This window comes from Nocardia abscessus (assembly GCF_015477775.1).
GTDB classification, from domain to species: domain Bacteria; phylum Actinomycetota; class Actinomycetes; order Mycobacteriales; family Mycobacteriaceae; genus Nocardia; species Nocardia abscessus_A.
Window position 1 is genome coordinate 68,093 of sequence record NZ_JADLQO010000004.1, and the last position, 23,976, is coordinate 92,068.

A 23,976-nucleotide genomic window follows, 5' to 3' on the forward strand; every position below is an offset into this window, starting at 1 on the left:
TCTCCTAGGTGACGATGAGGATGGCGGAATCGGTTCCGGCCGGGGTGTATTCGTCCAGCCGCAGGCGCAGGGTGTCCTCGCGCTGCGGCTGGAACAGGTCATGGAAGACGCCCATCTCGGAGCCGTCATCTGCGCCGCGGCGGATCTCGTCGGGACACCAGGTCGCGAGTTGGCAGTACCCGGGCGTGCCGTAGCGGATGCTGGTGAACCGCGGCACGACACGCTCGGGATCACCGGAATGCGCTGGCTCGCAATGGAACTGCGCGGACGTGCGGGAGCCCGGCGGGAGCCAGCAGAAGCGCAAGCACCCGGTCTGCCGTCGCGCGATGCGGACGTCGCCGGTGACGATCGTGTTCTCCAACAGCTCGGCCGAGTGGGCGCGCACCTCGCCGAGGATCGTGCAGCGGCGGGCGCTCACTTCGGCGAAGGCGAAACCGTCCCCGGCGCCGACGAGGGCGGGCAGGCAGTCCTCGGTGGCGTCGATGATGCTGTCGGACAACCAGATTCGATTCGGCTCGCGCCGCGCCTGGTCGGCGTCCACCACGATGGTGCCCACGATGCTGCGATCGATCTCCACGCACGCGGTGGTGTCGACGAGCTCGAGGCTGGGCTCCTCCCGATTCTCCGGGCGGCAGCGCTCGTCGAGCGTCCAGCCGGGGACCAGGGTGGTGTGCCGGACGGCGAGGGTGCCGATGCGGCCTTGCACGCGCACGCTGCGGCCGGTGACGAGCAGGCCGTCGAGGATCACCGTGGGCGGCGACTCGCAGTCGGAATCACCGGTGGGGCCGATGATCCGCAGCGCGTCGGGGCGGTTGCTGTACCAGTCGAGCAGCCGGATCACCGGGCGCGCGCCCTGCGCGGCACGCAGCGTGAGATGGTCGCCGTCGTCGAGGCGGATCTCCAGTTGCTCCTGATACGCGCCGCTGCCGACCAGTTCGATCACCGCCACGTGCGCGGCCGGGTGCTCGTCCTTGTCGGTCTGCCATTGCCGCAGCGCCTCGGTGATCTGGGCGAACCTCTGTCCCGGACCCACTCGGTACAGGTAGTCGGTCACGCGTGGACGCACCGGCCGGCGGTATTCGCCGCCGCCCAGATCGTCGGAGAAGCCGTAATGGTAGTCCACCCACACGCCGGTGCCGGGCGCGCGCCGGGCGGGAAAGGCTATGCGGCCCAGGACCGGATCGATCGCGACCTGCCCGGGCCGCGGCCGGTAGCGCCAGCCGGACAGGTCGGCGGGCACTATCGCGGACAACGGCACGACCCGGTGCTCGGTGGCCTCGTCGCCGGCCGCGGTGTAGAGGCACAGGCTCTTGCCCGGTCCGTAGTAGTCGGCCAATCGTTCGGCGAACGCGTGGCGCCGGATGAAGGCGGGCACATTCGTCTCGTCGGCGATATGGGTGGGGGCCGGTTCGCGCTCGGGCAGGGTGATCAGCGGGGTGTCGTTGCCGAGGATGCTGAAGGTGAAATGGGCGCGGGCGCGGTCCTCGCAGTAGGCCGGTGCGCCGGTGATCGCGTAGGCGCGCAGGCGCCACACGAACAGGCCGATCTCGGGAATGTTGTACCGCCCGTGTCCGCGTGGGGAATTGATGCGGCGCACATCGACGGTGTGGGCAAGGGAGTCGAACGGCCCGTCGACGCGGTCCAGGGCGTCGACCCGGTGCACATCGACCATCGTGCCCCGACCCAGCCGCCGGGCGTCGGCGCGACGGTCGCGCCCGTACAACCGGATTGCCTGCGTGACGCCCAGCAGCCGCCGGAATTCCACGGCGCGGGCAGGCCATCCGGCGGCGTCGGCCGCCAGCTCCTCCAGGAGCGCCAGGGTGCCCTTGCGCCGCCGGTTGCCGACGGCGTGGCCGACGTCGCGGCGAGCGGCGATGACGGCCAGCAGCTTGCGCGCCTCGTCCGTCGCCGTCGCCAGCGCCTCGGACAAGCCGGGCGCGGATCGGAACCCGATCAGCTCACCGAGATAGGGCAGCACCCAGTCCTGGCACGTCTCCACGAACCAGTCCTCACCCAGCTGCTCGATATCGGCCTCGAGGAGGTCGGCCTGTTCGGTGATGACGCCCAGCAGCGCGCGCAGGGCGTCGCCCTCGTCCTCGTCGCGGGATTGATAGACGCGCGGTAGCAGTTCGAACAGCCGGTCGGGTGCTCTGGTCACGAGATCCTCCGCAGGGTCAGGGCTTCCGGAACGTCGCCGGGAAGCACGGCGATCCGGGCGGGCCGAATGCCCCGGAAGACGGTCAGCGACTCGCCGCCGCCCATGTCGATGTCGTCCAGGCCCGGATTGAGGTCGGCGATCTCGGCGAGGCTCAGGCCGGACCGCAGGGCGAAATCGGTCAGCGACTCGTCGTCGCGCACCTCGACGGCGATCTCCTGGAATTCGGCCGGGGCGGCGGTGACGCGGTGCTCGACGCCGGTGAGTTCGGCGGCCAGGGCGAGCAGTTCCAGCGGGGTGACGGTACCGGGGACGCCGTGGAAGACCTCCATGTCGACGTAGTCGACGCCCGGCACGGCCTGCATGGCCGCGATCGCGCGGCTCAGACAGGCGGGCTCGCCGAAATGCCTGCGGGCGAAGGAGAATTCGTCGAGCACCGCGGCACGCACGGCCGGTTCGACCAGATCCCAGGAGTAGTCGGGCAGCACCGCGATACCCGCCCGCAGAATGAGCAGTACCAGCTCCCGCACGGCCACCCGCACCGGGACGCCGATGTCGCCGAACTCGCGCAGCGACCGCTCCAGGCTGACGATCAGCTGCGCCGACGGATCGATCGGGCCGTCGCCGATGGCCGCGACCGTCACGTGCACGACCTCGGTCCGTCCGTCGAACAGCTTGCGGGCGGCGGCCTTCGCGATGCCGGCGCGGGCCCGGGTGAAGTCCTCGTAGTCGCGCACCGACACCAGCCGATCCAGCGCCAGCATGCGCAGCGGCATGGTCGCGCGCATGTCGTCGGGGCCGTCGCCGTCGGTGCCGCCCACCGCCGCAACGGGATTGGTGACCGCGTTCACCCCGAGTGGGCGGCCGGCCAGCTGGGCGATTTGCTCGGCCGCCGCATTGCCGGAGCGGCCCGCGCCGACCCGGAAGGTCGCGGTGACGTTGTCGACGCCGGTCGCGGGACGGGCCCCGTGCACGCCGCCGCCGAAGCGGACGGTGACCGATTTGTCGACGGCGATGTCGGTGGCGTACACGCGGTCGGTCGCCGCGCTGGTGATCAGCGATTCCGTTGCGTGCCAGCGCAGTCCGCCGACCGATACCGACAGCGTGTCGTCGAAGCCCGCCGGATTGTTCGCGGGCTGCGCGGTGAGCGGGGTGGCGGCCGAGATCTGCCGGATCGGGAAGGACTGCCCCGCCACGGTCGCATCGCCCGCGCCGAGCACCTCGCGGCGGGTCTCACCCTGATTCGCCTCGGCCACATTGCCGTAGACGGTGACGGTGTCGCGGCGGTACCGGTAGGCCAGCTCTCCCGACAGTTCCAGCACCGTGCGCAGGGCCGCGCCGGGCTGGTTCGGGTTCACCCGCTGCCGGGCACCCGCCAGCATGGTCACCTCCGCGGCGCGGACACCGCTGGTGTAGGGCACATCGGTGCGCTCACCCGCGACGATGAGCAGGCGGCCGGGTTGCAGGCCCTGATAGACCTGTCCCAGTTCGATTTCCGCGCCCGCGATGTCGTGGGTGATGGGGTCGCCGAGCGGTGTGAGCGCCTCGCCCTGCGCCCACACCGCGGTACCAGGGATCGGACCGTCGACCAGATCGACGCACTTGTCCTTCCACGAATCGGTGCCCGCCACGGTCAACACCGTGCACGGAATCGACACCGGCGCCACAGCATTGCCGGGCACGGGCTCGGTGCGCACCGTTTGCACCACGTCGGTGACCTGGTGTGCTTCGGTCCGTAACCCGATCAGCCTACCGTTCGGGTCGCAGTCCGCCAGCGTGACGACCACCCAGCTGCCCACCAGGATCTGGTCGTAGACCGTGTCCAGCCACACCTCGGCGACCGGATGTTCGGCGGGTCCCGTCGCCACGGTCGCCTTCGTGCGCAGCACCTGCAGTCCGACCAGTTCGGTTGGGGCCGTGAGTTGTTGACGCGCCCAGGCGCGGTGCAGATTCGGGGCCAAGCGGCGATCCGCGGCGATCAGCAGCTTGGAATGTAGGTCCGCATCCGGCCGGAACTGATCGGCGGTCGCGGCGGCGACGTCGCGGGGCTTACGCGGCGGCCGTGACGGATCGCGGCGCAGCCACGGCAGCACCGGGGTGAGCGCGGCCAGCGCCGCACCCGCGTCACAGTCTCGTTCGCGGTCGGAGCAGTCCTCGCCGTCGGATGCGATCGCGTGACCTTCGGCGAAGCCCGCCCGGTCGCCCCCGCAGCCCGGGCACAGCGTCTCGTAGGCCATCCATCGGGTGGTGGCGAGTTCGCCGGGTAGCTGTCGATCGGCCTGCCGGAGCAGTTCGGCGACGACCCGGCCGGTCTCGATCACCTGCTGTACGAAGTCGGCGAACCAGTCGACGACCGCGCACGAGTCGCGCACCGCGGCAAAGGCTTTCGCCTCCGCCAGACGGTCGATCAAGTGGAGCGGCAGGCTGGTGCCGTCCAGATCATCCAGCGCGTCCTGCAACGGCTCCAGGTATTGCCGGTCGGCGTCGGCCGCCGACTTCGCCACCGGCTTCGCGCCGCGCGCCGCTTTCACGGCCTCGCTCAGCGCCACGATCGCGGCGGCCAGCGCGTCGTCGGGTGACTCCAGCGTCACCACCGTGCGGTCGGCCAGGAAATCCGGTTCGCTGCGTTGGACCACCCGCACCGAGGTGTCGGGTGTGGAACCGAACAGGAACAGCAAACGGTCGCCCGCCTTCAGATTCGCCGTGGTGCCCGCGATGTAAACGGTCTGCTTGGTGCGGACATCGTTCGGCAGACTGCTGGGCGGATCCTTCGGAGCGTGGTAGGCGATGTCCACCGGCCGGGTGAGCGCGGGCGCCAGGCTGTTCCATTCCGCGCGCGCCGAGAGCTCCTCGACCGTCTCGAAGGTCTGCGGCAGCTCGTCCTGCTTCGCGACGCTGCGCGCGCCGGAACCGATCGGAATCACCGTGGCCGCACCGGGATCGAGCGTGAACGCGAGATACGTGCTCGCGCCCAGAGCCGGTCGGGCACGGTAGCCGACCAGGCGGCCGAGCTGGGTGAGCGAATACGGCTCGGTCGCCGTCCGCAGATAACCCTCGTTGGCGATCCGTTCCTGATAGAAGGTCAGCACGTCACCGAGCACCGCGAAGCAGTCCAGCAGCGCGATCGCGGGATCGTCGGATTCGCGGGTGGTCAACCGGTTCAACTCCGGTCGGCTCGACAACCGGGCGAGCAGGGATTCCCGGAAGCTGCCGTAGGTGCCGACCCGATAGCTCACGGCGGGCAACCCCGGCCGGTTGTAGGACACCACCGGGGTGCGCGCCCGCACACCGTCGCAGCAGTTGCCGCAGTCACAGCCACCCGCGCACCTCATCGCCCACCTACCAGGTTCAGCCGCAGCCGGCCGTGCTCCGGCCGCGTGGGATCGTTGTCCAACCGGGCCACCTCCAGCGGCCCCAGCGGCAGCACGCCGGTGTCCAGCGCGGTGCCGAGCGGCCCGAAAAGCCGCTCCGCCGTCGTGATCTCGGCGCTGCGCACGCCCGGCACCGCGACCACGGCCGCGACGATCCGGCTGAGCCGAATCGGCGTGCCGAAGCGCAGACCCTCGGGATCGAAGAACCCGCCGGGCCCCGCACCGAGCACCCGCAGCGCGGCCGCGCGGACGTGGCCCGCGAAATGGTCCGGTGCGACATCGATGCACAGCACCAGATCCAGCGGCACCGTGACCGCGCTCGACACCGCCAGATCGTGGCCGATGCGCCGATACCGGTGCAGCGCCGCGCGCACGTCGTCGAGCAACCAGGACGGCGCGACCGCCGCACCGAACGGCAGCACGCCGACCTGGGCCTCGTACCAGCTGCCGGTCCACCGCAGATCGGCCGCGGCCGCCCGCACGCCGGGTACCGTCGCGGCCACGGCGGCGTAGTCGGCGGCGGTGACGGCGCGCCGCTGTCGCAGGCGGGCCTCGTGCGGCGCCTGCATGCGCACATCCGCGACCGGCTCCGGATCGGTTCCGCTCGTCGCGGCGATCGGGTTGCGCACCTTGACGATTCCCGTGTCGTCGACGTCTGTCAGCACGCGGTCGATCGCCTCGGCCCCGACATTGCCCGCGCGGCCGTTGCCGACGCGGTAGGTGACGGTCGTGTGCGGTTCGTCGATTCGCGGCGGCCGGTCCAGCGGCTCGAACGCCGCCCCGTTGCGGCCGTCGCCGAACCGCAGGATCAGGTAGCCGTCGTCGTCGGTCTCGCCGACGAAATGCCGGTCGTCCGGGCCGCTGTCGAGCAGATCGCGTCGGGGCCACCACGTGTCGCCCCACCGGTCGACCACAGTGACCACGGGCAGCGCCGCGCGAGGATCGACGGTCAGCGCCGCGGCGGCCGAGCCGTGGAACGCCGGATTGTCCGGGTCGATCGCCCGCCCCTCGGCATCGCCCCAGTGCTCCCGGATCTCCCACCCCTGCTTGTCCGCGGAGAGCAGGTAGCCGCCGCGGGCCCGATGCACCAGGTGATCGAGACGGGCGAGCTTGCCCGCCAGCAGTTCGTCGAATCGGGCCGACAGCAGCGTCAGCGCGGGTGCGGGCGCTTCGCTCAGCGGCACCCGGCGCAGCGTCTGGGCACCGAATATGGTGGCGAGATAGGCGATGTCGGCATCGTCCAGTTCGCCGTGGACCGCCTTGTCGCGCAGCGCGCGCAGCCGCAACCGCACCCGCCCCGGCAGTCCGCGCAGCCAGCGGGCCTGCTCGGCAGCCACCACGGCGGGCGCCGGGAACGGCGCGGCCTGCGTGACGGGGAATTGCTGCAGCCGAGGCCGGAATCGAATCACGAGCGGCGGATAGTGCGGCCGGTGTGCCGGTTTCGTGACGTCGGTACAGCCGAAGCAGGGCGTATCGGGACAGCCCGGCTCGTCGGAGTCGACGACCGGCACCTCGGGCCGTTCGGTGACCGTGGTGCCGCCGTGCTCGACCAGCACGACATTGCCGCGGGCCACCGCGACGGTCAGATCACAGCAGTTCGGTCCGCCAATGCTGTTGATACACAAGGGGAATCGCAACGCGTCGGCCCGTGCCCAGGTCACCTCCAGCAAGGCGACGCCGTAGAGTTCGTCGGTGGTCTCGGTCACCGAGATCAACCGGACGGCCTGCCGGTGGGTGCGATCCGCGTCGGCCGCCAGACCCGTCTTGGGGCCGACCAGCTCCTCGAGGATCAACACGTCCCCCGGCACCAGCCGCAGCCGGCGGGGTGCGGCCTGCTCACCGACCCGCCAACCGTCGACCAGGGTGGCCGAGGTCGCACCGATCGGCAGGCAGCACTCGTGCTCGCCCCAGGTCCACAGCTCGATCCGGTTGTGCGCCCGGCGCAAGGCCAGCTCTCCCGGCCCGATCGGCCGATAGGTCTGTGCGCCCGCGGCGAACCGCAGATCGGCGGGCTCGAGCCGCGCATCGTGGGACACCTCGACCCACACCCAGGCCCGGGCCGCGCAGCCGTCGTGCATCACGTAGTCGGCCAGCCGCGCGTGCCGGCGCACCGAGCTGCGCAGCCGCGCGGTGTCCAGATAGGCCTCGGTCGCCGCGGCATCCTGCCGGTAGCTGAGCCGATCCCCTTCGTAGGCAAGCAGTTCCACGAGCGCGATGCCGATATCGGGGACGTGCCGCTCGGTCCACCGCGGCATGATCAGGCTCATGCGTTCCAGCAGCAGCTGCCGGAAGCTCGCGTAATCCTTGGCCAGATAGTCGATCGCCACCGCGGGCTCCGGCTCGGGCGGGCACTGACATGCCGGTGCGCAATCGAGGTCGTCGCAGCCTGTGACGAAGCGGAATTCGGCGCTGGTGTAGCGGGAATCGAAGCCCCACAGCCCGACGACCCGCAACCGATAGGTGGACAGGTCGCCCACCCGATCCACATGCAGTCGAACGCTTCCCGCGAGTTCCGGATCCTCGCAGGCAACCGGATCGACACCCACGACCCGAATCCCGGTGACCTGCACACCCCCCTCGATACGGAAGTTGCGCGGGGCCGGATCCTCGGGAGCCGGACCGAAGAACAGCACGGTCAACTCGTGCCGATCCACACCGACGTCCACCGAGTCGATGCCGTTGTGTCCGTGCGCACGTACCGCCGCGCGGCGGCGCTCGTCCGAGCAGGCAACGGGCGCGTTCATGCTGTGTCCATCGGCGGCATACGCGGACCCTCCGTGGTTACGCGAGCTGCCGCCTCCGGGCCTGACGCTCATGCTCGCACCTCGCCGGCACTCGGCGCGAGCATGCGCGTGCGCGCGCTGTGTTCGATGATTCGCTCGCTCATGCCGCACTCCCTTCGATGACATCGGTGCGCCGCGCCCCGGTGGCGAGCAGCACGTACTCGATCTCGACGCGCAGCGTGGAGTCCTCGGCCGTGACCGTCAGCCGCTGCACGGTGATGACGTCGCCGAGCCAGCGCATCAGCGCACCCTCGGCCGAAACCTGCACGGCCGCGGCCAATTCCGGGCTGTTGGGCTCGAACACCAGATCCAGCAGGCCGCAGCCGAACTCGGGCCGGTTCACCCGCTCTCCCGGCCGGGTGAACAGCAGCTGCTCGATCATCTGCCGCACGTGGTCGGGGTAGTCCGCGGTCGCGGTGCCGCCGCGGGCGTCGAGGGCGAAGGGAAAGGCGATGTCCACGGCGATCACATCCCCATGACCTGGATCTGGACGGTCATCAATATCGGCGGGCCGGGGGTGGCCGAGCCGAGGCAGGTGCCGTTGCCCGGTCCGGGCGGCGGAGTCGACTGCAGCAGAACGGGTTTGCCGCCGATCAGCGTCGTGCCCACATTGAGCCATTGCACCTTGGTGCACGGCGGGGCCGAGCCGGTCAGCGAGCAGCCCGTCACCAGCAGCTGATCCGCCGCCGTCGCGACCGGTTTACCCGCGATCAGCGCCAGCGGCGGTCCGGCGGGCACGAAGCTCACCTTGCCGCCGTGCGGGCACGTCATCTGCGTCCCGAAATCCACTACGAAGCCAGGCATTGTCCACCCCCTTCACGGAGCGATGGTGACGGTCTTGCCGTTGATCAGAATTCCGGCGGCGGTGATCGTGATCGACGCGCCGGCCGGACCGGCCGAGAGCACGATGCCGACCTCGCTGATCTTGATCGAGGGCCCGCCGGGAGCCTTGATCTGCAACTGGATGCCGCCGGTCGGGCCGGGCGCGTCGGTGATCAGCAGGCTGTTCTGCAGCGAGGTCCCCATGACGACCTTGGGCACCCCGGGCGGCACGGCGGCGGCGATGGGTTTGATCTGATCGAGATCGCTCGGCCAGAACCCAGTCCACTTGGCGCGGTCGATGTCGCCGTCGGTGAACTGCACCACGACGCCGTCGTTGATCTTCGGCACCACCACCATGCCCGGGATCGCGGTCACCGGCTCGCACCAGATGCACGGGTCGCCGCCGAGCACGTCCTGCACCCGCACCATGATCCGATTGCCACCGGTGAGGTCGACGTTGTTCACCACGACGCCCCGGTAGATGTGCGGGAACTTCTTGGCATCCGTTGTCATGTCAGCACCTTCGGGATCAGGGGACCGAAACCGTCGCGGGTGAGGGTGAAACTCTGCTTGTATTCACCGCGTTTGATGTCATGGGTGACGCTGGAGACGTAATACCGTCCGTCGTAATTGATCCCGGCGCCACGCACGCCGACCAGGCTGCGGGACTTCAGCACATGGCCGTAGCGCAGCACGTCGAGCCTGCCCTGGGCGGTCACCGCGTCGGCGCCGCGCGTCGATTGGCTCAACCCGCGCAAGGCGATGTCGGTGATCGGCCGATCGTCGACATCGGGCAGCGGCTGCTCGCGCAGCGCGATCGCCGGACGCGGAGCCAGCGGCGGACGCAGCAGCGAAATGTCCGGAATCGGCACGGAGATACCAAGTTTGGTGTTCGGCTCGGTGAAGCGAATGGTGTACTGCGTGCGCGTTAGGCCGTCGAAGCCGAACGACAGCGATTCGACATTCGTCGCCGTGTCGCTGTTCACGGTCAGGGCAGGCTGCACGATTCCGGCCCTGGCCTCCGGACCCCAGTACGCGGTGCTCACCCCCGGCACGGGGCCCGGAATCAGGAAGAACGAATACCCGGCCTCCGACGCCAGGGCCTGCACGTACTCCAGATCGGTGCCCGACTGGACGGGAATGCTCTGCAGCGGATTGGGCACGCTGACGATCACCGGCGGCACGACGGCCGGAATGATTCCGTAGCGCGCGTATTTCAGCATGATCAGCATGACCCGCACGTTGAACGGCATGGCCGGATAGCACTCGTGCTCGTGCCGCAGATCCATCAGCAGCGTCAGGTCCTCGCCGGTGACGGTCAGCGTCGACTGCCCGGGGGTCTCCGACGGCCCCCATTCGTGCCGGGTGACGACCCCGTCGATCAGCACCTGCGGCAGCCCTCCGAGAAGCCCGACGACCACCACGCGGGCGGGCGGGTCGAGCAGTCCGGTCGGCAGCAGGGTGTCGGTGATGATCGAGTTCTTGCTCACCGCGAACGACAGCTGGAAACCGCTGCGCTGGCCGGCGCTGGTGGTGACCTGGACCGACTGCAGCGCATCGATGAGCTCGCGGGGCACGGGCAGCGGCACGACGGCGCCCATCAGCAGCTGCACCCGCAGGCTCTTACCCATGCCCGCCACCGCCCCCCACGTCGGCGACCAGACCACCCGCCGGGACCTGCGGCGGCAGCGTCACCCGCAGGATGCGGCCGGGCCGCGCGGTCAGCTCGTCCGGGTCGTCGGCCCCGTTGCCGTCGGCGAGCCGCCACCACTGCTCGGCGTCGCCGTACACCGCGAACGCGACGAGATCCGGCCGCTGCGCGGGCCGCACGGTGTAGCTGCCGATCTGGGCGAGATCCTCGGGGTGCGGCAGAATGCGGCGGCGCACGTAGGTGATCTCACGACCGTCCGGGGTGTGGTGGACGGCGGTCGGAATGCCTTGGTAGCGACTGGTTGCGGAGAACACGTCATACCCCTAGATCGAGGACACGCCGAGCGTGCCGAGTGCGGAGTCGACCGGTTGCGCGAAGCGCTCCTTCTGCGACTGGTAGGCCAGATACAGCAGCCCGCCCTTGTGCCGATAACCCAGATCGTCGACGGTCAGGACGCGCACCCCGATGCTCACCTTGGCGCGGATCGGCGCGAGCGCCTGATCGAACTCCTCCTCGGTCACCGTGAAATCGGTGATTCGCACGGGCACAACACGATTGGGCCCGAGGACGAGCACGGTCAGCGCCGACTCCACCGGCGCGATCTCCAGCGTGCCCTGCCCGGCCAGCTGGTCCTCCTCCCGCAGCTGCGCCACGGTGGGATACATGCTCAGCTCCAGGGCCGAGAGCACCGGGTGCAGGCCGTCGGGATACTTGCCGGCGGCGTCGGCCGCGTCGAATTCGGCGTCGAACTTCAGCGTTTCGTGCGGCGGGCCCTTCAACCGCAGCGCCTCCAGCCGATCCCCCGGCTCGTTGCCGATGCCCTGGGGTTGCAGGGTTCGGGTGAGCGTGTCCGGATTGAATTGGAACGGAATGGTTTTCCTCGGCCGCCCGGTATCGGGTTCGACGAGGACGAAGCCGCCGCGCACCGGTTTCGCGCGCCCTGGGAAGCCGCTCATCGATCTCTCCGTTCCAGATACGCCGCCGCGGCCCGCGCGAGCGGCGCGATCGCGGCGGTACGGACGACGCCGCGCAGCCGCTCGTGCCGCCGCAGCAACTCCGCCGGCGGCGGTGACATCCGGTAGTACAGCCACACGAATGCGCGTCCCGCCACGTGCGGGCGTAGCATGCGGTCGCGAAATGCACGCAGCACCACCACTTCCGGCGCCGTCGGCGAGCCGTAGCAGGCGGTCGCGATGAAGCAGTCGCCGCCTCGGGCCGAGGCCGGATCCTCCTTGCTCGCCATCTGCAGATCCGGGTAGCTGAGCGAGAACGAGATCAAGCGCTCGGAGCTGCCCAGATAGACTTCGCGCGCCACGGAGCCCCAGCTGCGGGAGGCCTCCGTGACAGTCACCTTCTCGATGCGGTTGCCGGTGATCACCACGCTTTTCAGGTCCATTCCCATATAGGCGGTGCCCCCGCCCAATTGGCCCGACACGTCGGTCTGATACCGCACCAGCAGGGTGATGTTGACGTAGGTCGCGGCCTTCGCCGCGGCGAGCCGGTCGATGGTCGCCCGCTGCGACTCGATCAGTTTGTCGATGCGGCCCTGCTGCTTGCCCAGGTCGCGGGTGAACGCCTCGGCGTTCTTCTCGTCGAGAATGTCCTGGACGTAATGCTGCACGACGAGCTGCCCGATCACCTCCACCACCGCGGCACCGACCGCGAGGCCGGCACCCGCGCCGGCCCCGCCGCCGGTGCGCCCCGGTCCCGGCCGCACTGTGGGGCTCGGTACCACCTTGGGTGCGACCTTCGGCGCGGGCGCATGGGGTTCCCCGGCATGCGGCGCGGCCACTTTCGGCGCCGCCTTGGGCACCGCGGGTTTGGCGGGGGCCGGTTTCGCGGGCACCTTCGCCGGTGGCAGGGCGTTGAGATCGCGGAACTCGACGCCCTGACCGGCGAGACGGGCTGTCACACCCGTCGACCGGCCGCCGACATTGGTGACGATGAGGCGGACCGTCTTCGGTAGCTTCTGCCCGTCCGCCAATGCCTTTCGCGCCGCGGCAAGTTCGGTGCGGATCTCGGCGATGCGCGGCACGTCGTCGAAGTCCTTGGAATTGATGCGGTTGATCAAGCCGTCCAGATTCTGGCCCAGGTTCTTGGTCAGCGCGCTGGCGCTGGCCACATTCCCTTCGCGCTGCAGCGACTTGTTGTCCAGAATGTGGATCTCCAGCGCGCCCTTGGTCTGCACGGCCACGCCGTCGAATCCGGAGGCGGTGATGCCGTGGCCCGCGGATCCGCTGGGCCCCTCGAGGAACATCCAGCCGTCCTCGGCGCGATATCCGGTGAATCCCATGCCCTGTTCGCCGGCGTGCCCGCGGGCGTGCGCGGGCGGCACAGGCGTGCCGCCCGGCTGGCGGCGCACGATCGGTGCGGTGGCGGCGCGCATCGTGTCGCCCGGCGACGACTCCGCCGGATCGTCTCGCCCGCCGACCCGCAGGTCGCCGAAGTCCGCGCCGGACAGTGGGCGCTGCTCGGTGGTGTGCCCGAGCTCGTGTTCCAGCAGCCGCTCGGATTCCGCTGTACCGCTGTGGTATTCGCCTGCGGCGAAGACGATGTCCTTACCGGCGGTGTAGGCCCGGGCATCGATGGCGCGGGCGGAGTCGGCCGCCCCGGGGTCGGTGTGCACGCGGACCGCGCTGAAGTCGCGCCCGAACCGGTTCTCCATCCGCGACCGCTCATCGGCCGCCAGGGGCCGTCCCGGACGCGCGAGCGCATCACCGACGGCATCGGGTGGCGCGTCGTGATCTCGGCTGACCGGCGGGCGAACCGTCGGCACATGGTCCGCGGAGTGCGGTCCCGGATACCCGGCCGTCATCGCCCGCTCCGTTCGCCGCCCAGCGGCCCCGCGCACACCGAAAAGCCGCTCATCGGTCCCTCCGTTCCAGACACGCCGCCGCGGCCCGCGCGAGCGGCGCGATCAGAGCGACGCGAACGAACCCGCGGAGCCGTTCGTGCCGCCGCAGCCCGGCCGCGATCGGCGGCGACAGCCGGTAGTAGCGGGGCGATCATCGGCGCGGCGGACCGCTCGGTTCGCTGCGGGCGGCAGTGCTGGTGCTGGGCCTCGGTCATCTCGCTCACGCTCCCAACCAGATTCGAGTGGCGGCGAACGTCGGGCCGTACCGATCGCAGGCCGTCATCGCCCGCTCCGTTCGCCGCCCAGCAGCCCCGCGCACACCGATCGGGCGATGACTCCGCCCCATCCGACCGCATCGGCGGCGGTCTCGGTGGACCGCACCGTGATTCGGCGCCGTGCGCCCGCCCGCCACGTCGCTGCGGGGGTCGCCGCGAGCAGCAGGGCCAGCTCGGCCCGCACGGCCTCCCGCACCGCCGCCGTACTTGAGCCCGAGATACCGTGCCGCACACTGTCGTCCAGCACGAGCCGGTCGATCTGCACCTCGATGGTCATGATGCGCTCCCCTCCTCCAGCACGGCCGCGGCCCTGGAGTCGCCCGATATTCCCCTGACCCCGAGATCGCCCGACACCGCCCCGCCCCCGAGGTCCGCGACGAAGTCGCGGTCGCGGATCGGCAGTTCGAGCTTCTCGAATTCCGACCGTGCCGCCGACAGTGCCTCGCGCATGGTGATGTCCGAGCCGCGGGCCGCGGCGAGGAAGGCCGCGTTGACGGCGATATTGCGCGCCATGCCGCCGCTGACCGGCAGCCGGGCCAGCCGGTCGAAGTCCAGGCCCGCCACGGGCGAGCCGCCGGGAAACGACCTCTCCCAGATGGCCTTTCGCTGTTCGACGCCGGGGAAGGGGAATTCCACGATAAACCGCAGCCGGCGCAGGAATGCTGGATCCAGGGCGCCCCGCAGGTTGGTGGCCAGGATCGCCAGGCCGCGGTAGGTCTCCATGCGCTGCAGCAGATAGTTGATCTGGATGTTGGCGTAACGGTCGTGGGAGTCCTTCACCTCGCTGCGCCGGCCGTAGTAGGTGTCGGCCTCGTCGAAGAACAGGATCGATCCGCCGCTCTCGGCGGCATCGAACACGCGGCGCAGCTTCTTCTCGGTCTCGCCGATGTATTTGTCCACGACCTCGGATGGATCGATCCGGTAGAGATCCAGGTTCAGTTGCGCCGCAAGCACTTCGGCGGCCATCGTCTTGCCGGTGCCGCTCGGCCCGGAGAACAGCACGCTCACCCCGAGACCACGGTTGATGCGGGCCCCGAATCCCCAGTCCTCGTAGACGGTGGTCCGGTGCGACACCTGGTCGGTGATCTGGTGCAGCAGCGCCAGCACCGACTCCGGCAGCACGATGTCGTCCCAGCCGACCCGGGGTTCCAGCCGCTGCGCCAGCGCGTCCATCCGCGGCCGGGTTCGCGCGCGGCAGGACCGCCACGCTGCGCCGGCATCGCCCTCGACGGTGCGGGCCAGCTCGCGGATATCGTTGTCCTGCAACGCGAACTGAGCCGACAGCGCGTCGATGACGCCGGGATCGGTGGCGGGCAGCAGGGATTCACGCCAGGCCGCCGCGCGCTCGGAGGGCGTCGGTGGGGCCACGTCCAGCACCAGTGTGCGGCGTCCCGCCCCCGACCAGCTCTCCCGGGTCGCCAGCGCACACCGTCCACCCAGACGAGACAGGAAGCGCTCGATGGGCGGATGATCCGGGCCGGTCTCGTCGACCTCCTGCGCGTCCAGATACAGCGTCAGCGGCGCGAGCGCGGCCTCGCGATCCCACAGCCGGGCCAGGTCGTCGAGTTCGACCGGCGCAGTGGGCAGCAGCGCGGCGGGCAGCCGATACGCGAGGAGCCCGGTGTCGGCGGCCGCCTGCGCGGCGAGCAGCTGTTTGGCGGCCGGATCTACCCCCGCCAGCTGGACGACCGGCGTGGCCTCCGCGGCCCCGCGCCACTGTCGGGCGAGTTCGTCGGCGACCAGCCGCTGCGACGGCGGCAGCGGATGCGTCGCGGGCTCCAGCCCGGTGACCAGGGGTGCCAGTCGGTTGTCGAGATGGTCGAGTCCCTTGAGGTAGTTGACGATTCGCTCGTCGACGCGCAGGCCGGCGGTGACGATGCCCTCGCCCGCGCGCTGGGCGATCTCCACCAGCCGCCACAGTCGCAGCCCGGACCGCGGCGACACCGCCTCCCACGCCGGGTTCGGCAGGACGGCCAGGGCCAGACCGAATGTCGGGCACCGCAGCTGCCCGTCACCGTGCGCGCGGGCGCACAGGGGACCCGCCGCCGGGTCGAGTTCCACGGCCGCGCACAGCAGCACCGTGTCCCGTTCGAACCGCGACAGCCCGAGCCGCCGCGCCAACTGCGCCAGGGCGGGCGGCGGCGAGATGTCCTCGGCCGCCGCCACATCCGCCGCGGCGGTGGCGATCCGATCCTCGATCTCCCGGCCGGCCGCGTCGTCGTCCCGGCCGCGCCACCCGCCCCACCCGCGCCTGGGCTGTTCCCTGGCACCGGCACGCTCGTCGAGCCGACGGCACAGCAGCAGCCTGATCCAGGCCAGCGACGCCGCCAGGAATCGGCCGTTGGCGGTTTCCCATTCGTCGCGATCGAGGGTCTCGCTCATCACGTCACCGTCAGGGTTTGGGCCGGGTCGAAGCGCGGCTTGGGCTGTGAGCGATCCACCAGGAGGCTGTCCACGCCCGCGATCCGCAGCCGCAGCAGATACTCCCCCGGCTGCGCGTCGGTGATCACGAATATCAGTGCCGTTCCAGTGATCGGCGTGGCGGTGCCGGTCCGCTGCTCGGGCACCGCGCGGCCGTCGACGAGGAGCAACACCGGTTGGCCGGACCGGACGGGCGGATCGCAGGTGAGGTGGACCGTTGCCGTACCGGCCGGGTCGCGGGCCACGCTCATCGGCAGCGGGCTGCTGATCCGCGGTGCGACACCGAGTGGTATGGCATTGGTGGTCGTCGAGACCGATTGTCCGGCAACGGTATCGGTGAGTTCGAGAGCCACCGACCACAGGCCCGCCGGGACTCCCGCGGCCGGTAGGACGAATCCGACCTCGGTGGCGGCGACCTGCGATGCCGAGACAACGACAGGATCGGGCAGCAGCGGGTGCACGAGCTGCGCCTCGACCGTCGCCGCCGCGAGGTTCGCGCCGTGCAGCACGACGGTATCGCCGGGCCGCGCGGCGATCTGGCCGTTCGGCGGTGCGGCGGCATCCAGCCGCGGGAAGGGCGAGGCCACGTCGCCGCGCACGACCGGTCCCTCGTCGGCGGCGCCGCGCTCGAGCACCGGCACCGGGGTGCGCGGCGGGCGCCTGCTGTCGATGAGCACCGCACGCACCTCGAACGCCGCCGAGAGCCGGTACGGCGCTTGAAAGGCCGACCACAGCGAATAGATGTCGCCCTCGGCCAGCGGCTGCCAGGTGATCCGGATCCGGTCCAGCTGCGCCGCGACATTGCTGAACGGGCCGGAGTCGGTGAGCCTGGCGGGGCTGAGCAGCGTCTGCTCGTGCACGGCGCGCACGGCCAGGCCGAGCACCCGATGCGCATCGGGATCCTTGCCGCCCTGGATGTACGGGGTGATCAGGTAGTGCAACACCAGCGGCAGGGGTGGATCGCCTGACTCCCCCGGCCGCAGATCGAGCGGATCCTCGTTGCGCAGCGCGGCGTCCACCTCGGTGCGGTAGAGGAACAGATTGCATTGCAGCGGTTCGATATCCGTGCGCACCTCGTGCGGCGGCTGCGCGATCACCTTCACCCCGCCACCGAAGCCCTGGCCGGTGTCGTTGACGGCATCGTCGATGAGCTGCAGCAGCGTCTTGGTGACCGCCTCGATGGCGCGCGCGTCGCTCATGATCGCGCCCCGCTGAGGCTCGTCGCGATCATGCGCGGCCGCGCGCTGTGTCGAATGATTCGCTCGCTGCGCTCGCTCATGGCCGATCACCCCCGTCACGATCGCGCAGATAGTCGTCGAGGCTCAGGTTCGGACGCCGCGGCGGGTCGCTCCGGCGGGTCGGCTCGGTGGCCGCGGCGACGGAGCGGATCTCCACTCGGCCGATGCTGATCCGCACCTCGGGCTCGGGCGCGCGACCGGCTCGGGTGGCCGCGGCCCGGCGCGTCACCGGCGCGGCCGAGGCGGCGAGCGGTGCAGGCGATGAAACAGGTTGATTACGACGTGGTTTCGCATGCACGGCCGGAACCGTCTCGGATGGCCTCGGCGGCGACGGCACCGTCGGAGCGTCGAGCGGTGTGTGCGGCGGTGGCTGCTCGCGTGATTGCGGTTGCGTCGTTGGTTCTCGCGTGGTCACCGGCCGAGCGAGCCCGGGGCGCACCTGCTCGACGGTCCGCGGCGGACGCTCGTCGGGCCGGAGCTCGTGCTCAATGACCCGGATCGGACGCGGACGATCGGCGGGCAGGGGCTCGCGCATCTCCACGACCCGGACCGGCCGCGGATCTCGCCCGGGCGCGCCCACCGATTCGGTTGCGGCGCCGACCGGTTCGTCTCGCGAGGTATCGGTGAACGTCCCCATCTCCAGCGGTTCGTCGCCCCGCCGCACCGGCAGCGGCTCGAACAGCGCGGGGATCAACGGCCGGATGGCCGCAGTCCCACCGCGGCCCAGCAGTCGATCGACGAAATCGGTCATGACGCCGCCATGTCCAGGTAGCGCCGCCGCCGGGCCGGGCCGACGGCCAAGACCTCGGCCTCCGACCAGCCGTACGCCGAGGCCAGGGCGTGCACCTCGGACAGCAGGCGATGCGCGTGCGCGTCCAGCTCGGCCCAGAGGAATCCGCTGATCTCGAACGGCGCCGACCATTCGTGTCCGCAGACGGCACAATCGAGTTCGACCGTCACATCGGCCTGCGTGTCCAGCGCCGCCACCGCCGCCACGATCGCGCCCGGCTCGCCGTCGGTCACCGTGGCCGGATCGATGGTGCACCGGCGCAACAGATCTCGACGCGGATCCGCGGAATTCGCCACGGCCAGCAGATCTGCGGAGGTGATCGCCCGGCACGGCACGTCCGTCGGCTGGGTCTCGGCGCGGTCGCGGCGCAGCTCCGCGGCGGTCAATGCCAGCTCCAGCTCAGCCGCACAGCCGGGACACTGCACCACACAGTCGAATCCGCCGCCGAGCCAGCGCTCGCGCAGGGCATGGGCGAACTCGTCACGACGGCCGATGCTCAGATCCGTGACGGTGCGCGCGTCGGCCCCACCGGCGACCGCCAGCACCAGCGCCCGCCCGATCGGGCCCTGCCCGGCCGCCGATTCCCAGATCGAGAGCAGCTCGGCCTCGCTGTACCCGGACATCGCATCACGCCGGATCGGTGAAGGAGACATCGGCGGGCTCGGGCAGGTCCTCGCGCACCCAGCCCTCGTTCTCGAGCCGGATGTGCTGGATCGCCACGGCATTGGCATTGGCGTCCAGGTCGGAGACCGGCGCCCATTCCGACACCCAGCAGTTGAACACCTGATACGACAGCACCTTCTGGCCCGCCTCGTTGAACACGTCGACGATCAGGTCCTGGCGGAAGTCCTGCAGCGAGGTCTCCAGCCCACCTGCCGCATTGGTGAAGCTCCACACCCGATTCGCCCACCGCTCGAACGCCTTGTCGGTGGTGACGCCGCGCTCCAGCACGATCGGGTCGTACTCGGTGCGGCCCGGCAGCTTCGTGCTGGTGGCCGGATCGCCGCCGGCGCGGTGCTTGATCACCTCGGTGGTCCGTTTGAATCCGGTCACCTTGCTCACGCCGAGCATGTACTCGTTGCCGCCGCTGAACTTCACCCGGAAACGGAAGTTCTTGAACGGGTCCCGCCGCTTGGTCTTGCCCTCGGCCATGACTTCAACGTCCTTCCCTGCGCCTAGACCTGGATCTGGCCGGCCAGCTGCTGAATGTGGATGATCACGAACTCCGCCGGCTTCAGCGGCGCGAAACCGACCAGGATATTGACGATTCCGCGATCGATGTCGTTCTGCGCATTGTTCGAGCTGTCGCACTTGACCAGGTACGCCTGCTGCGGCGTCCGGCCCTGGAACGCACCCTGCCGGAACAGGTTGTTCATGAACGCGCCGACATTGAGCCGGATCGACGACCACAGCGGCTCGTCGTTCGGTTCGAACACCACCCACTGTGTCCCGCGGTACAGGCTCTCCTCGATGAACAGCGCCAGCCGCCGCACCGGGAGGTACTTCCACTGATCGGCGAGCCGATCCGCGCCGCGCATGGTGCGCGCGCCCCAGGACACCGGGCCGATCACCGGGAACGACCGAAGGCAGTTGATGCCCAGCGGATTCAGGATGCCATTCTGCAGGTCGGTCATCTTCAACGGCTGCTCGCCGCCGAGCGCGTCGACGCCGTTGAGCGAGGCCTCGATGCCCGCGGGAGCCTTCCACACGCCCCGCTGCACATCGGTGCGCGCCCAGATACCGGCCACCACGCCACACGGCGGGAACTTCTCGACCGCGCCGCCGTGCAACGGATTTCCGGCGCGCACATTCGGGAAGTAGATCGCAGCGTTCTTGGCGGGATCGCCGGTGAGATGGGACGCCTTGGCCGGAGCGGCCGCGTCCTGCACCGTCTCCCATTCGTCCGGCGGGTCGACGATGAACATCGCCCGACGCTCGCCACACAGATTCAGGGCGGCGGTTTGGACGGTCTTCACTCCCGCCGCACCCTCGGCTATCCCGAGCAGCCCGGGGAGACAGAGCATGTTGAAGATATCGGTCTTGCGCAGCTGATACAGGCCGGTGGTCGAATTGTCGCCGAGGTAGTCGGCCTGGCCGGCCCCCGTACCGTCGGTCCCGCTTCCGGCGGGCGGTTCGGAATACCAGCCGTCCGGCGCGTCACCGCCCTTGCCCTCGGTGAAGGGGTCCGTCCCCGCGTCCAGCGCCTTGTGCGCCGTCGGCCTGGTGGTGGCGTTACCGTCGAGGACCACCAGCCGCGACCCGTTCACCACGTTGGCGAGGTAGCGCGGGGCGGTCTTGACGATGCTGACGTTCAGGTACGTCTCCTGCACCCCGGTCTTCGCATCCCGAATGGTCAGGTTGTACAGGTTGGTGTCGGCCGGATCCTTCGTGTCGTGGTCGACGCGCATCTGCAGCTTGTTGCCCCAGGCGCCGGCGCTGGCCGCCTTCAGCTTCGGGCCGCCCGCCAGCTGGACGGCGGCCTCAGCGCCGTTGCCCGCGAGCCGGACGACCTCCGCCTCGCTGCCGCCGTTGAGATAGAACTGGTAGACGGCCTGGCTCATCGGGCTCTGCTCGTGCAACCCGCCGAAGATCTGGTTGTAGTCGTCGAAACTCGTGATGCGCACCGGATCGGTGGGGCCGCGCGGCGCCCAGCCCACGAAGGCCGCGATCGACGTCGGCACCCCGACGATGGTGCGGACGGCGCTGGGCAGTTCGTCGATGTACACACCGGGATAGGTGGGACTCACTGGCATGGCGGATTCTCCTCTGCTGACGCCGTGACGGCATGGATCGTGTCGACGAGGGTGTCGATGGACGGGGTGCCCAGGGCCGTCCGGTGTGGCCACAGCCGCCAGACGGCGCTGTCGCGCCCGTCGTCGGTGATTGCGATGACCGGAAATCCGCCTGTGGCGCCGAACAATTCGGGTTGCCGGTCGAGCATCGCGTCGTCGTCGAGCTGCCAGACCACCACGTCGGGCGCGAGCCGGCGCAACCGCTGCGAAAGCCGCGGCAGATCGTGTGCCGGGGCGTCCTCGACCACGGTCACATCGGTGCGGGCACGCAGGCCGCGACGGATCAGACCGCCGATGATTCCGGAGCATGCGACCAGCGCCACCGTGGTCACGGTCCTGTCGTTCATCTGAGCCTCGTAACCGGCGTCGCCACCGACGCCACCGCATTCAGTAACCCGCGGCGTCCGGCCCGGCACAATGAATCCCCCGGGTCTGTCTTCCTCTGAACCCGGTCCGGATCCGGTCGACGCCCGGGATGGTCCGACCGGTCATCGATCGATCGATTCGCCTACAGCGCAAGAAGATTCGGCAGCGGATCCGAGGGAGATCGTCAGCCCGACAGATAATCGGCGATCTCGGCGCGCTGTGCCGCGCCGAGCTTCTCCAGAATGTTGTGGACATGGTTCTTGACCGTGCACAGCTCGATGCCGAGCCGCTCGGCGATCGCGCGGTTGCTGAGCCCGAGCGCGACCTGGTCGGCGACCTCCTGCTCCCGGCTGGTCAGGCGAAATCGGCCGGTATCGGGCCGATGGTTGTCCGCGAGCCGGGCGACCCGGCGCATCAGCACGCCGGTGATCACCGGCGAACACAGCAGCTCGCCCCGCACCGCGTGCCGCACCGCAGCGATCAGATCGTCGAGCGTGCCCTCGCGCGATACGTAGCCCACGATCCCGGCCTCCGCGCAGGCGATCACCGACTGCTCGGTCTCGGGCAGCGCGAGCGCCACAACATTCACACCGGGCAACTCCCGGGTGAATACCCGCGCCGCGGCCTCGCTGCTCACCGCCGACATGTCGAGCAGCACCACCTGCGCGCCGATCCGCCGGGCCGCCTCGATGCCCTCGACCGCCAGCGCGCACGCGCACACCTCGCCCACGTCGTCGAGCGCCTCGAGGACCGCTGCGACGCCGTCGCGGTACAGCCGGATCGGCGACACGATGACGATGCGCAACGCGACCGGGTCCAGCCCTCGAACGACTACTCCGCCATCGAATCCGCCCGGCACGGGCGTGCCGGGCACGGACTGGTGGATCATCGTGTACTCCTTCGACACCGGCCACGTGGAGTCTCTCGTGCTTGCCAGTGAGACCACCCCACACATGCTGTTATAGCAATCGTCGATCTTGCGTGGGGGGAGGCACGAGAGTAGTCGACTACTCAAATTTCCGACCGATGCGACAACAGCGCTGCGGAGCAAATCCGCAGTTGCCGGGGTCTATTTCAGACTGGGGGCCAATATGCCCGGGCGTGGTCGCCGACATACAAGACGGCCGAGCTTACCGCCGGGCCGCTGCGCGGCGATCGCTACTCCGGTCGGGCGGTCGAGCACGACCACCCGGCCGTCCCAGGTGCCCGCGTGGACCACGGTCTCGGTGGTCAAGGCGGTGCATCGCGGGCGCATTCGGCGCGGACGTGCAGCCCGCCACCCCGTGCGGGATCGTCGAGAGGGCTTGTGCCCGGCAGGTAGCCGACGCCGGTCTCCCACACGGGCACGGCCGGGTTGCACACCCGGGTGTTGAACGCGCGCACCGTGCCATCGATCGACGCGACATAGACCATATGCCCCGGACGGCCGGGCTGGTCACCGGGGGCGGACCCGGTTCGCATGCGCCGCCGGGTATGTGCGAAAAATCTGCCAGAGCGGGGGTTCGCAGGTGCCGATTGCGGGCGATGCCTCATGGTTTAAGTAGGCGTGGGTTGGGGCGACACCGCTGCGGCCGACAGCCGTCACAACTCAAGTTCTGCTTCGATCACTAGCTGACCGCGCGACAACGGCAGGTCGTTCCGTTCACATGTTCGCTGCGCCCTGTCGAGGGCACGAACCTGCGACGACGGTAACCAGCGCAGGTACACGACCGCCCCGTCGCACCGGCCAAACAGAATCCAGGACCCAAAACGGGGGGTAAACGCGGGGCCTGGCCCAAAAAACAAGTCAGGCCCGGTCGTAGACCGGGCCTGACCTGCTATTTCTGTGGAGCTAAGGGGACTCGAACCCCTGACCCCCACACTGCCAGTGTGGTGCGCTACCAGCTGCGCCATAGCCCCTGGTCGGTTGCGCTCCGGGCTTCCCCGCCGCGCCTGAATGAAGTTACACCAACGGTGTGTCGGCCACCAAATCGCCTCGATTCGGGGGTGACAGACGAGGGGTGATGTGGTTAGTATCGAACATGTGTTCGAAGTCAGTTCGGTTTTGAGGACGTCGGCGGTAGCCGGTTGGACGCTCGGAACGGATAGAGCAGATGGGGTTGCTGGTTTGTCCAGTCCGAGTGTCCGGCGGGTGGGCTGTGGGCGTGGTCAGCGCTCGCGCCGAGTACGGCTGCGCTGATCGCGGTGCGTGCGACCGGCCGGACCGGCGGCGGGATATCGAGGGGCCGAAGGGGTTCGCGGCGGGGAACGGTGAGACATCTCGAGGCGCGGTCTAGGGACAGGGGGCCGGATCGCGTTGTCGAGTGCGCGGGCCGGGCGGCGGCAGGTGGAGCCGTTGCCCGGCCCCAGGCCAACCGAAGAACTCGGCGGGCGGCGATCTCGGGGGCTGGGGATGTCGGATCGCACCGTCGAGTGGGCCGGGGCGTCGATTTGGTGGAGTCGGCGTACCCGGCCCGTC

General features: G+C 70.0%; 20 protein-coding genes and 1 tRNA gene. All 21 read right to left on the bottom strand.

The annotated features are described in order from the left end of the window. Nucleotides 1-4: 4 nt before the first annotated feature. Nucleotides 5-2,158, bottom strand: a complete 2,154-nt coding sequence (locus IU450_RS13245; protein WP_195150107.1) for a hypothetical protein — start codon at nucleotides 2,156-2,158, stop codon at nucleotides 5-7. Continuing rightward, on the bottom strand, nucleotides 2,155-5,487 hold the full coding sequence (locus IU450_RS13250) for a putative baseplate assembly protein (RefSeq protein WP_195150108.1): 3,333 nt from the start codon (nucleotides 5,485-5,487) through the stop codon (nucleotides 2,155-2,157). The genes IU450_RS13245 and IU450_RS13250 overlap by 4 nt, the downstream gene beginning before the upstream one ends. Further along, nucleotides 5,484-8,270 carry a putative baseplate assembly protein gene (locus tag IU450_RS13255; protein ID WP_195150109.1) on the bottom strand — a complete coding sequence of 929 codons (2,787 nt, stop codon included), beginning with the start codon at nucleotides 8,268-8,270 and terminating at the stop codon, nucleotides 5,484-5,486. Before IU450_RS13255 ends, IU450_RS13250 begins: the two co-directional genes overlap by 4 nt. A 139-nt stretch (nucleotides 8,271-8,409) precedes the next feature. Then, nucleotides 8,410-8,778, bottom strand: a complete 369-nt coding sequence (locus IU450_RS40580) for a GPW/gp25 family protein (protein ID WP_324197656.1) — start codon at nucleotides 8,776-8,778, stop codon at nucleotides 8,410-8,412. After that, the gene (locus tag IU450_RS39700; protein ID WP_228834532.1) at nucleotides 8,775-9,113 is read right to left on the bottom strand and encodes a hypothetical protein; all 339 of its coding nucleotides are present in this window, start codon (nucleotides 9,111-9,113) and stop codon (nucleotides 8,775-8,777) included. Before IU450_RS39700 ends, IU450_RS40580 begins: the two co-directional genes overlap by 4 nt. A 12-nt stretch (nucleotides 9,114-9,125) precedes the next feature. Next, the gene (locus IU450_RS13265; protein ID WP_195150111.1) at nucleotides 9,126-9,644 is read right to left on the bottom strand and encodes a phage baseplate assembly protein V; all 519 of its coding nucleotides are present in this window, start codon (nucleotides 9,642-9,644) and stop codon (nucleotides 9,126-9,128) included. After that, nucleotides 9,641-10,762: a hypothetical protein gene (locus IU450_RS13270; RefSeq protein WP_195150112.1), complete on the bottom strand. Its 1,122-nt coding sequence runs from the start codon at nucleotides 10,760-10,762 to the stop codon at nucleotides 9,641-9,643. The genes IU450_RS13265 and IU450_RS13270 overlap by 4 nt, the downstream gene beginning before the upstream one ends. Then, nucleotides 10,755-11,096 (bottom strand): LysM domain-containing protein, encoded by a 342-nt coding sequence (locus IU450_RS13275; RefSeq protein ID WP_195150113.1) that lies wholly within the window; start codon nucleotides 11,094-11,096, stop codon nucleotides 10,755-10,757. The genes IU450_RS13270 and IU450_RS13275 overlap by 8 nt, the downstream gene beginning before the upstream one ends. A gap of 9 nt (nucleotides 11,097-11,105) precedes the next feature. Next, nucleotides 11,106-11,738, bottom strand: coding sequence for a hypothetical protein (locus IU450_RS13280; protein WP_195150114.1), 633 nt, complete (start codon nucleotides 11,736-11,738; stop codon nucleotides 11,106-11,108). After that, on the bottom strand, nucleotides 11,735-13,597 hold the full coding sequence (locus IU450_RS13285; protein WP_195150115.1) for a DUF4157 domain-containing protein: 1,863 nt from the start codon (nucleotides 13,595-13,597) through the stop codon (nucleotides 11,735-11,737). The genes IU450_RS13280 and IU450_RS13285 overlap by 4 nt, the downstream gene beginning before the upstream one ends. Before the next feature lie 318 nt (nucleotides 13,598-13,915). Continuing rightward, nucleotides 13,916-14,188 carry a hypothetical protein gene (locus IU450_RS13290; RefSeq protein ID WP_195150116.1) on the bottom strand — a complete coding sequence of 91 codons (273 nt, stop codon included), beginning with the start codon at nucleotides 14,186-14,188 and terminating at the stop codon, nucleotides 13,916-13,918. Further along, the gene (locus IU450_RS13295) at nucleotides 14,185-16,293 is read right to left on the bottom strand and encodes an ATP-binding protein (RefSeq protein ID WP_195150117.1); all 2,109 of its coding nucleotides are present in this window, start codon (nucleotides 16,291-16,293) and stop codon (nucleotides 14,185-14,187) included. The genes IU450_RS13290 and IU450_RS13295 overlap by 4 nt, the downstream gene beginning before the upstream one ends. Beyond that, on the bottom strand, nucleotides 16,293-17,531 hold the full coding sequence (locus IU450_RS13300) for a DUF4255 domain-containing protein (protein ID WP_195150118.1): 1,239 nt from the start codon (nucleotides 17,529-17,531) through the stop codon (nucleotides 16,293-16,295). Before IU450_RS13300 ends, IU450_RS13295 begins: the two co-directional genes overlap by 1 nt. 76 nt (nucleotides 17,532-17,607) lie before the next feature. Continuing rightward, a complete protein-coding gene (locus tag IU450_RS13305; protein WP_195150119.1) occupies nucleotides 17,608-18,321 on the bottom strand; it encodes a hypothetical protein in 714 nt (237 codons plus the stop codon). After that, nucleotides 18,318-18,983: a hypothetical protein gene (locus tag IU450_RS13310; protein ID WP_195150120.1), complete on the bottom strand. Its 666-nt coding sequence runs from the start codon at nucleotides 18,981-18,983 to the stop codon at nucleotides 18,318-18,320. Before IU450_RS13310 ends, IU450_RS13305 begins: the two co-directional genes overlap by 4 nt. A 4-nt stretch (nucleotides 18,984-18,987) precedes the next feature. Then, nucleotides 18,988-19,512, bottom strand: coding sequence for a phage tail protein (locus IU450_RS13315; protein ID WP_195150121.1), 525 nt, complete (start codon nucleotides 19,510-19,512; stop codon nucleotides 18,988-18,990). A 23-nt stretch (nucleotides 19,513-19,535) separates the two neighbouring features. Further along, nucleotides 19,536-21,113: a phage tail sheath family protein gene (locus IU450_RS13320; protein WP_195150122.1), complete on the bottom strand. Its 1,578-nt coding sequence runs from the start codon at nucleotides 21,111-21,113 to the stop codon at nucleotides 19,536-19,538. Beyond that, complete coding sequence (locus IU450_RS13325; protein ID WP_195150123.1) at nucleotides 21,104-21,499, bottom strand: hypothetical protein; 396 nt, start codon at nucleotides 21,497-21,499, stop codon at nucleotides 21,104-21,106. The genes IU450_RS13320 and IU450_RS13325 overlap by 10 nt, the downstream gene beginning before the upstream one ends. Before the next feature lie 203 nt (nucleotides 21,500-21,702). Then, nucleotides 21,703-22,407, bottom strand: a complete 705-nt coding sequence (locus tag IU450_RS13330; protein WP_195150124.1) for a LuxR C-terminal-related transcriptional regulator — start codon at nucleotides 22,405-22,407, stop codon at nucleotides 21,703-21,705. 341 nt (nucleotides 22,408-22,748) lie between these two features. Further along, nucleotides 22,749-22,979, bottom strand: a complete 231-nt coding sequence (locus IU450_RS13335) for a hypothetical protein (protein ID WP_195150125.1) — start codon at nucleotides 22,977-22,979, stop codon at nucleotides 22,749-22,751. A 365-nt stretch (nucleotides 22,980-23,344) separates the two neighbouring features. After that, a tRNA-Ala gene (locus IU450_RS13340) sits at nucleotides 23,345-23,417 on the bottom strand. Nucleotides 23,418-23,976: the final 559 nt, after the last annotated feature.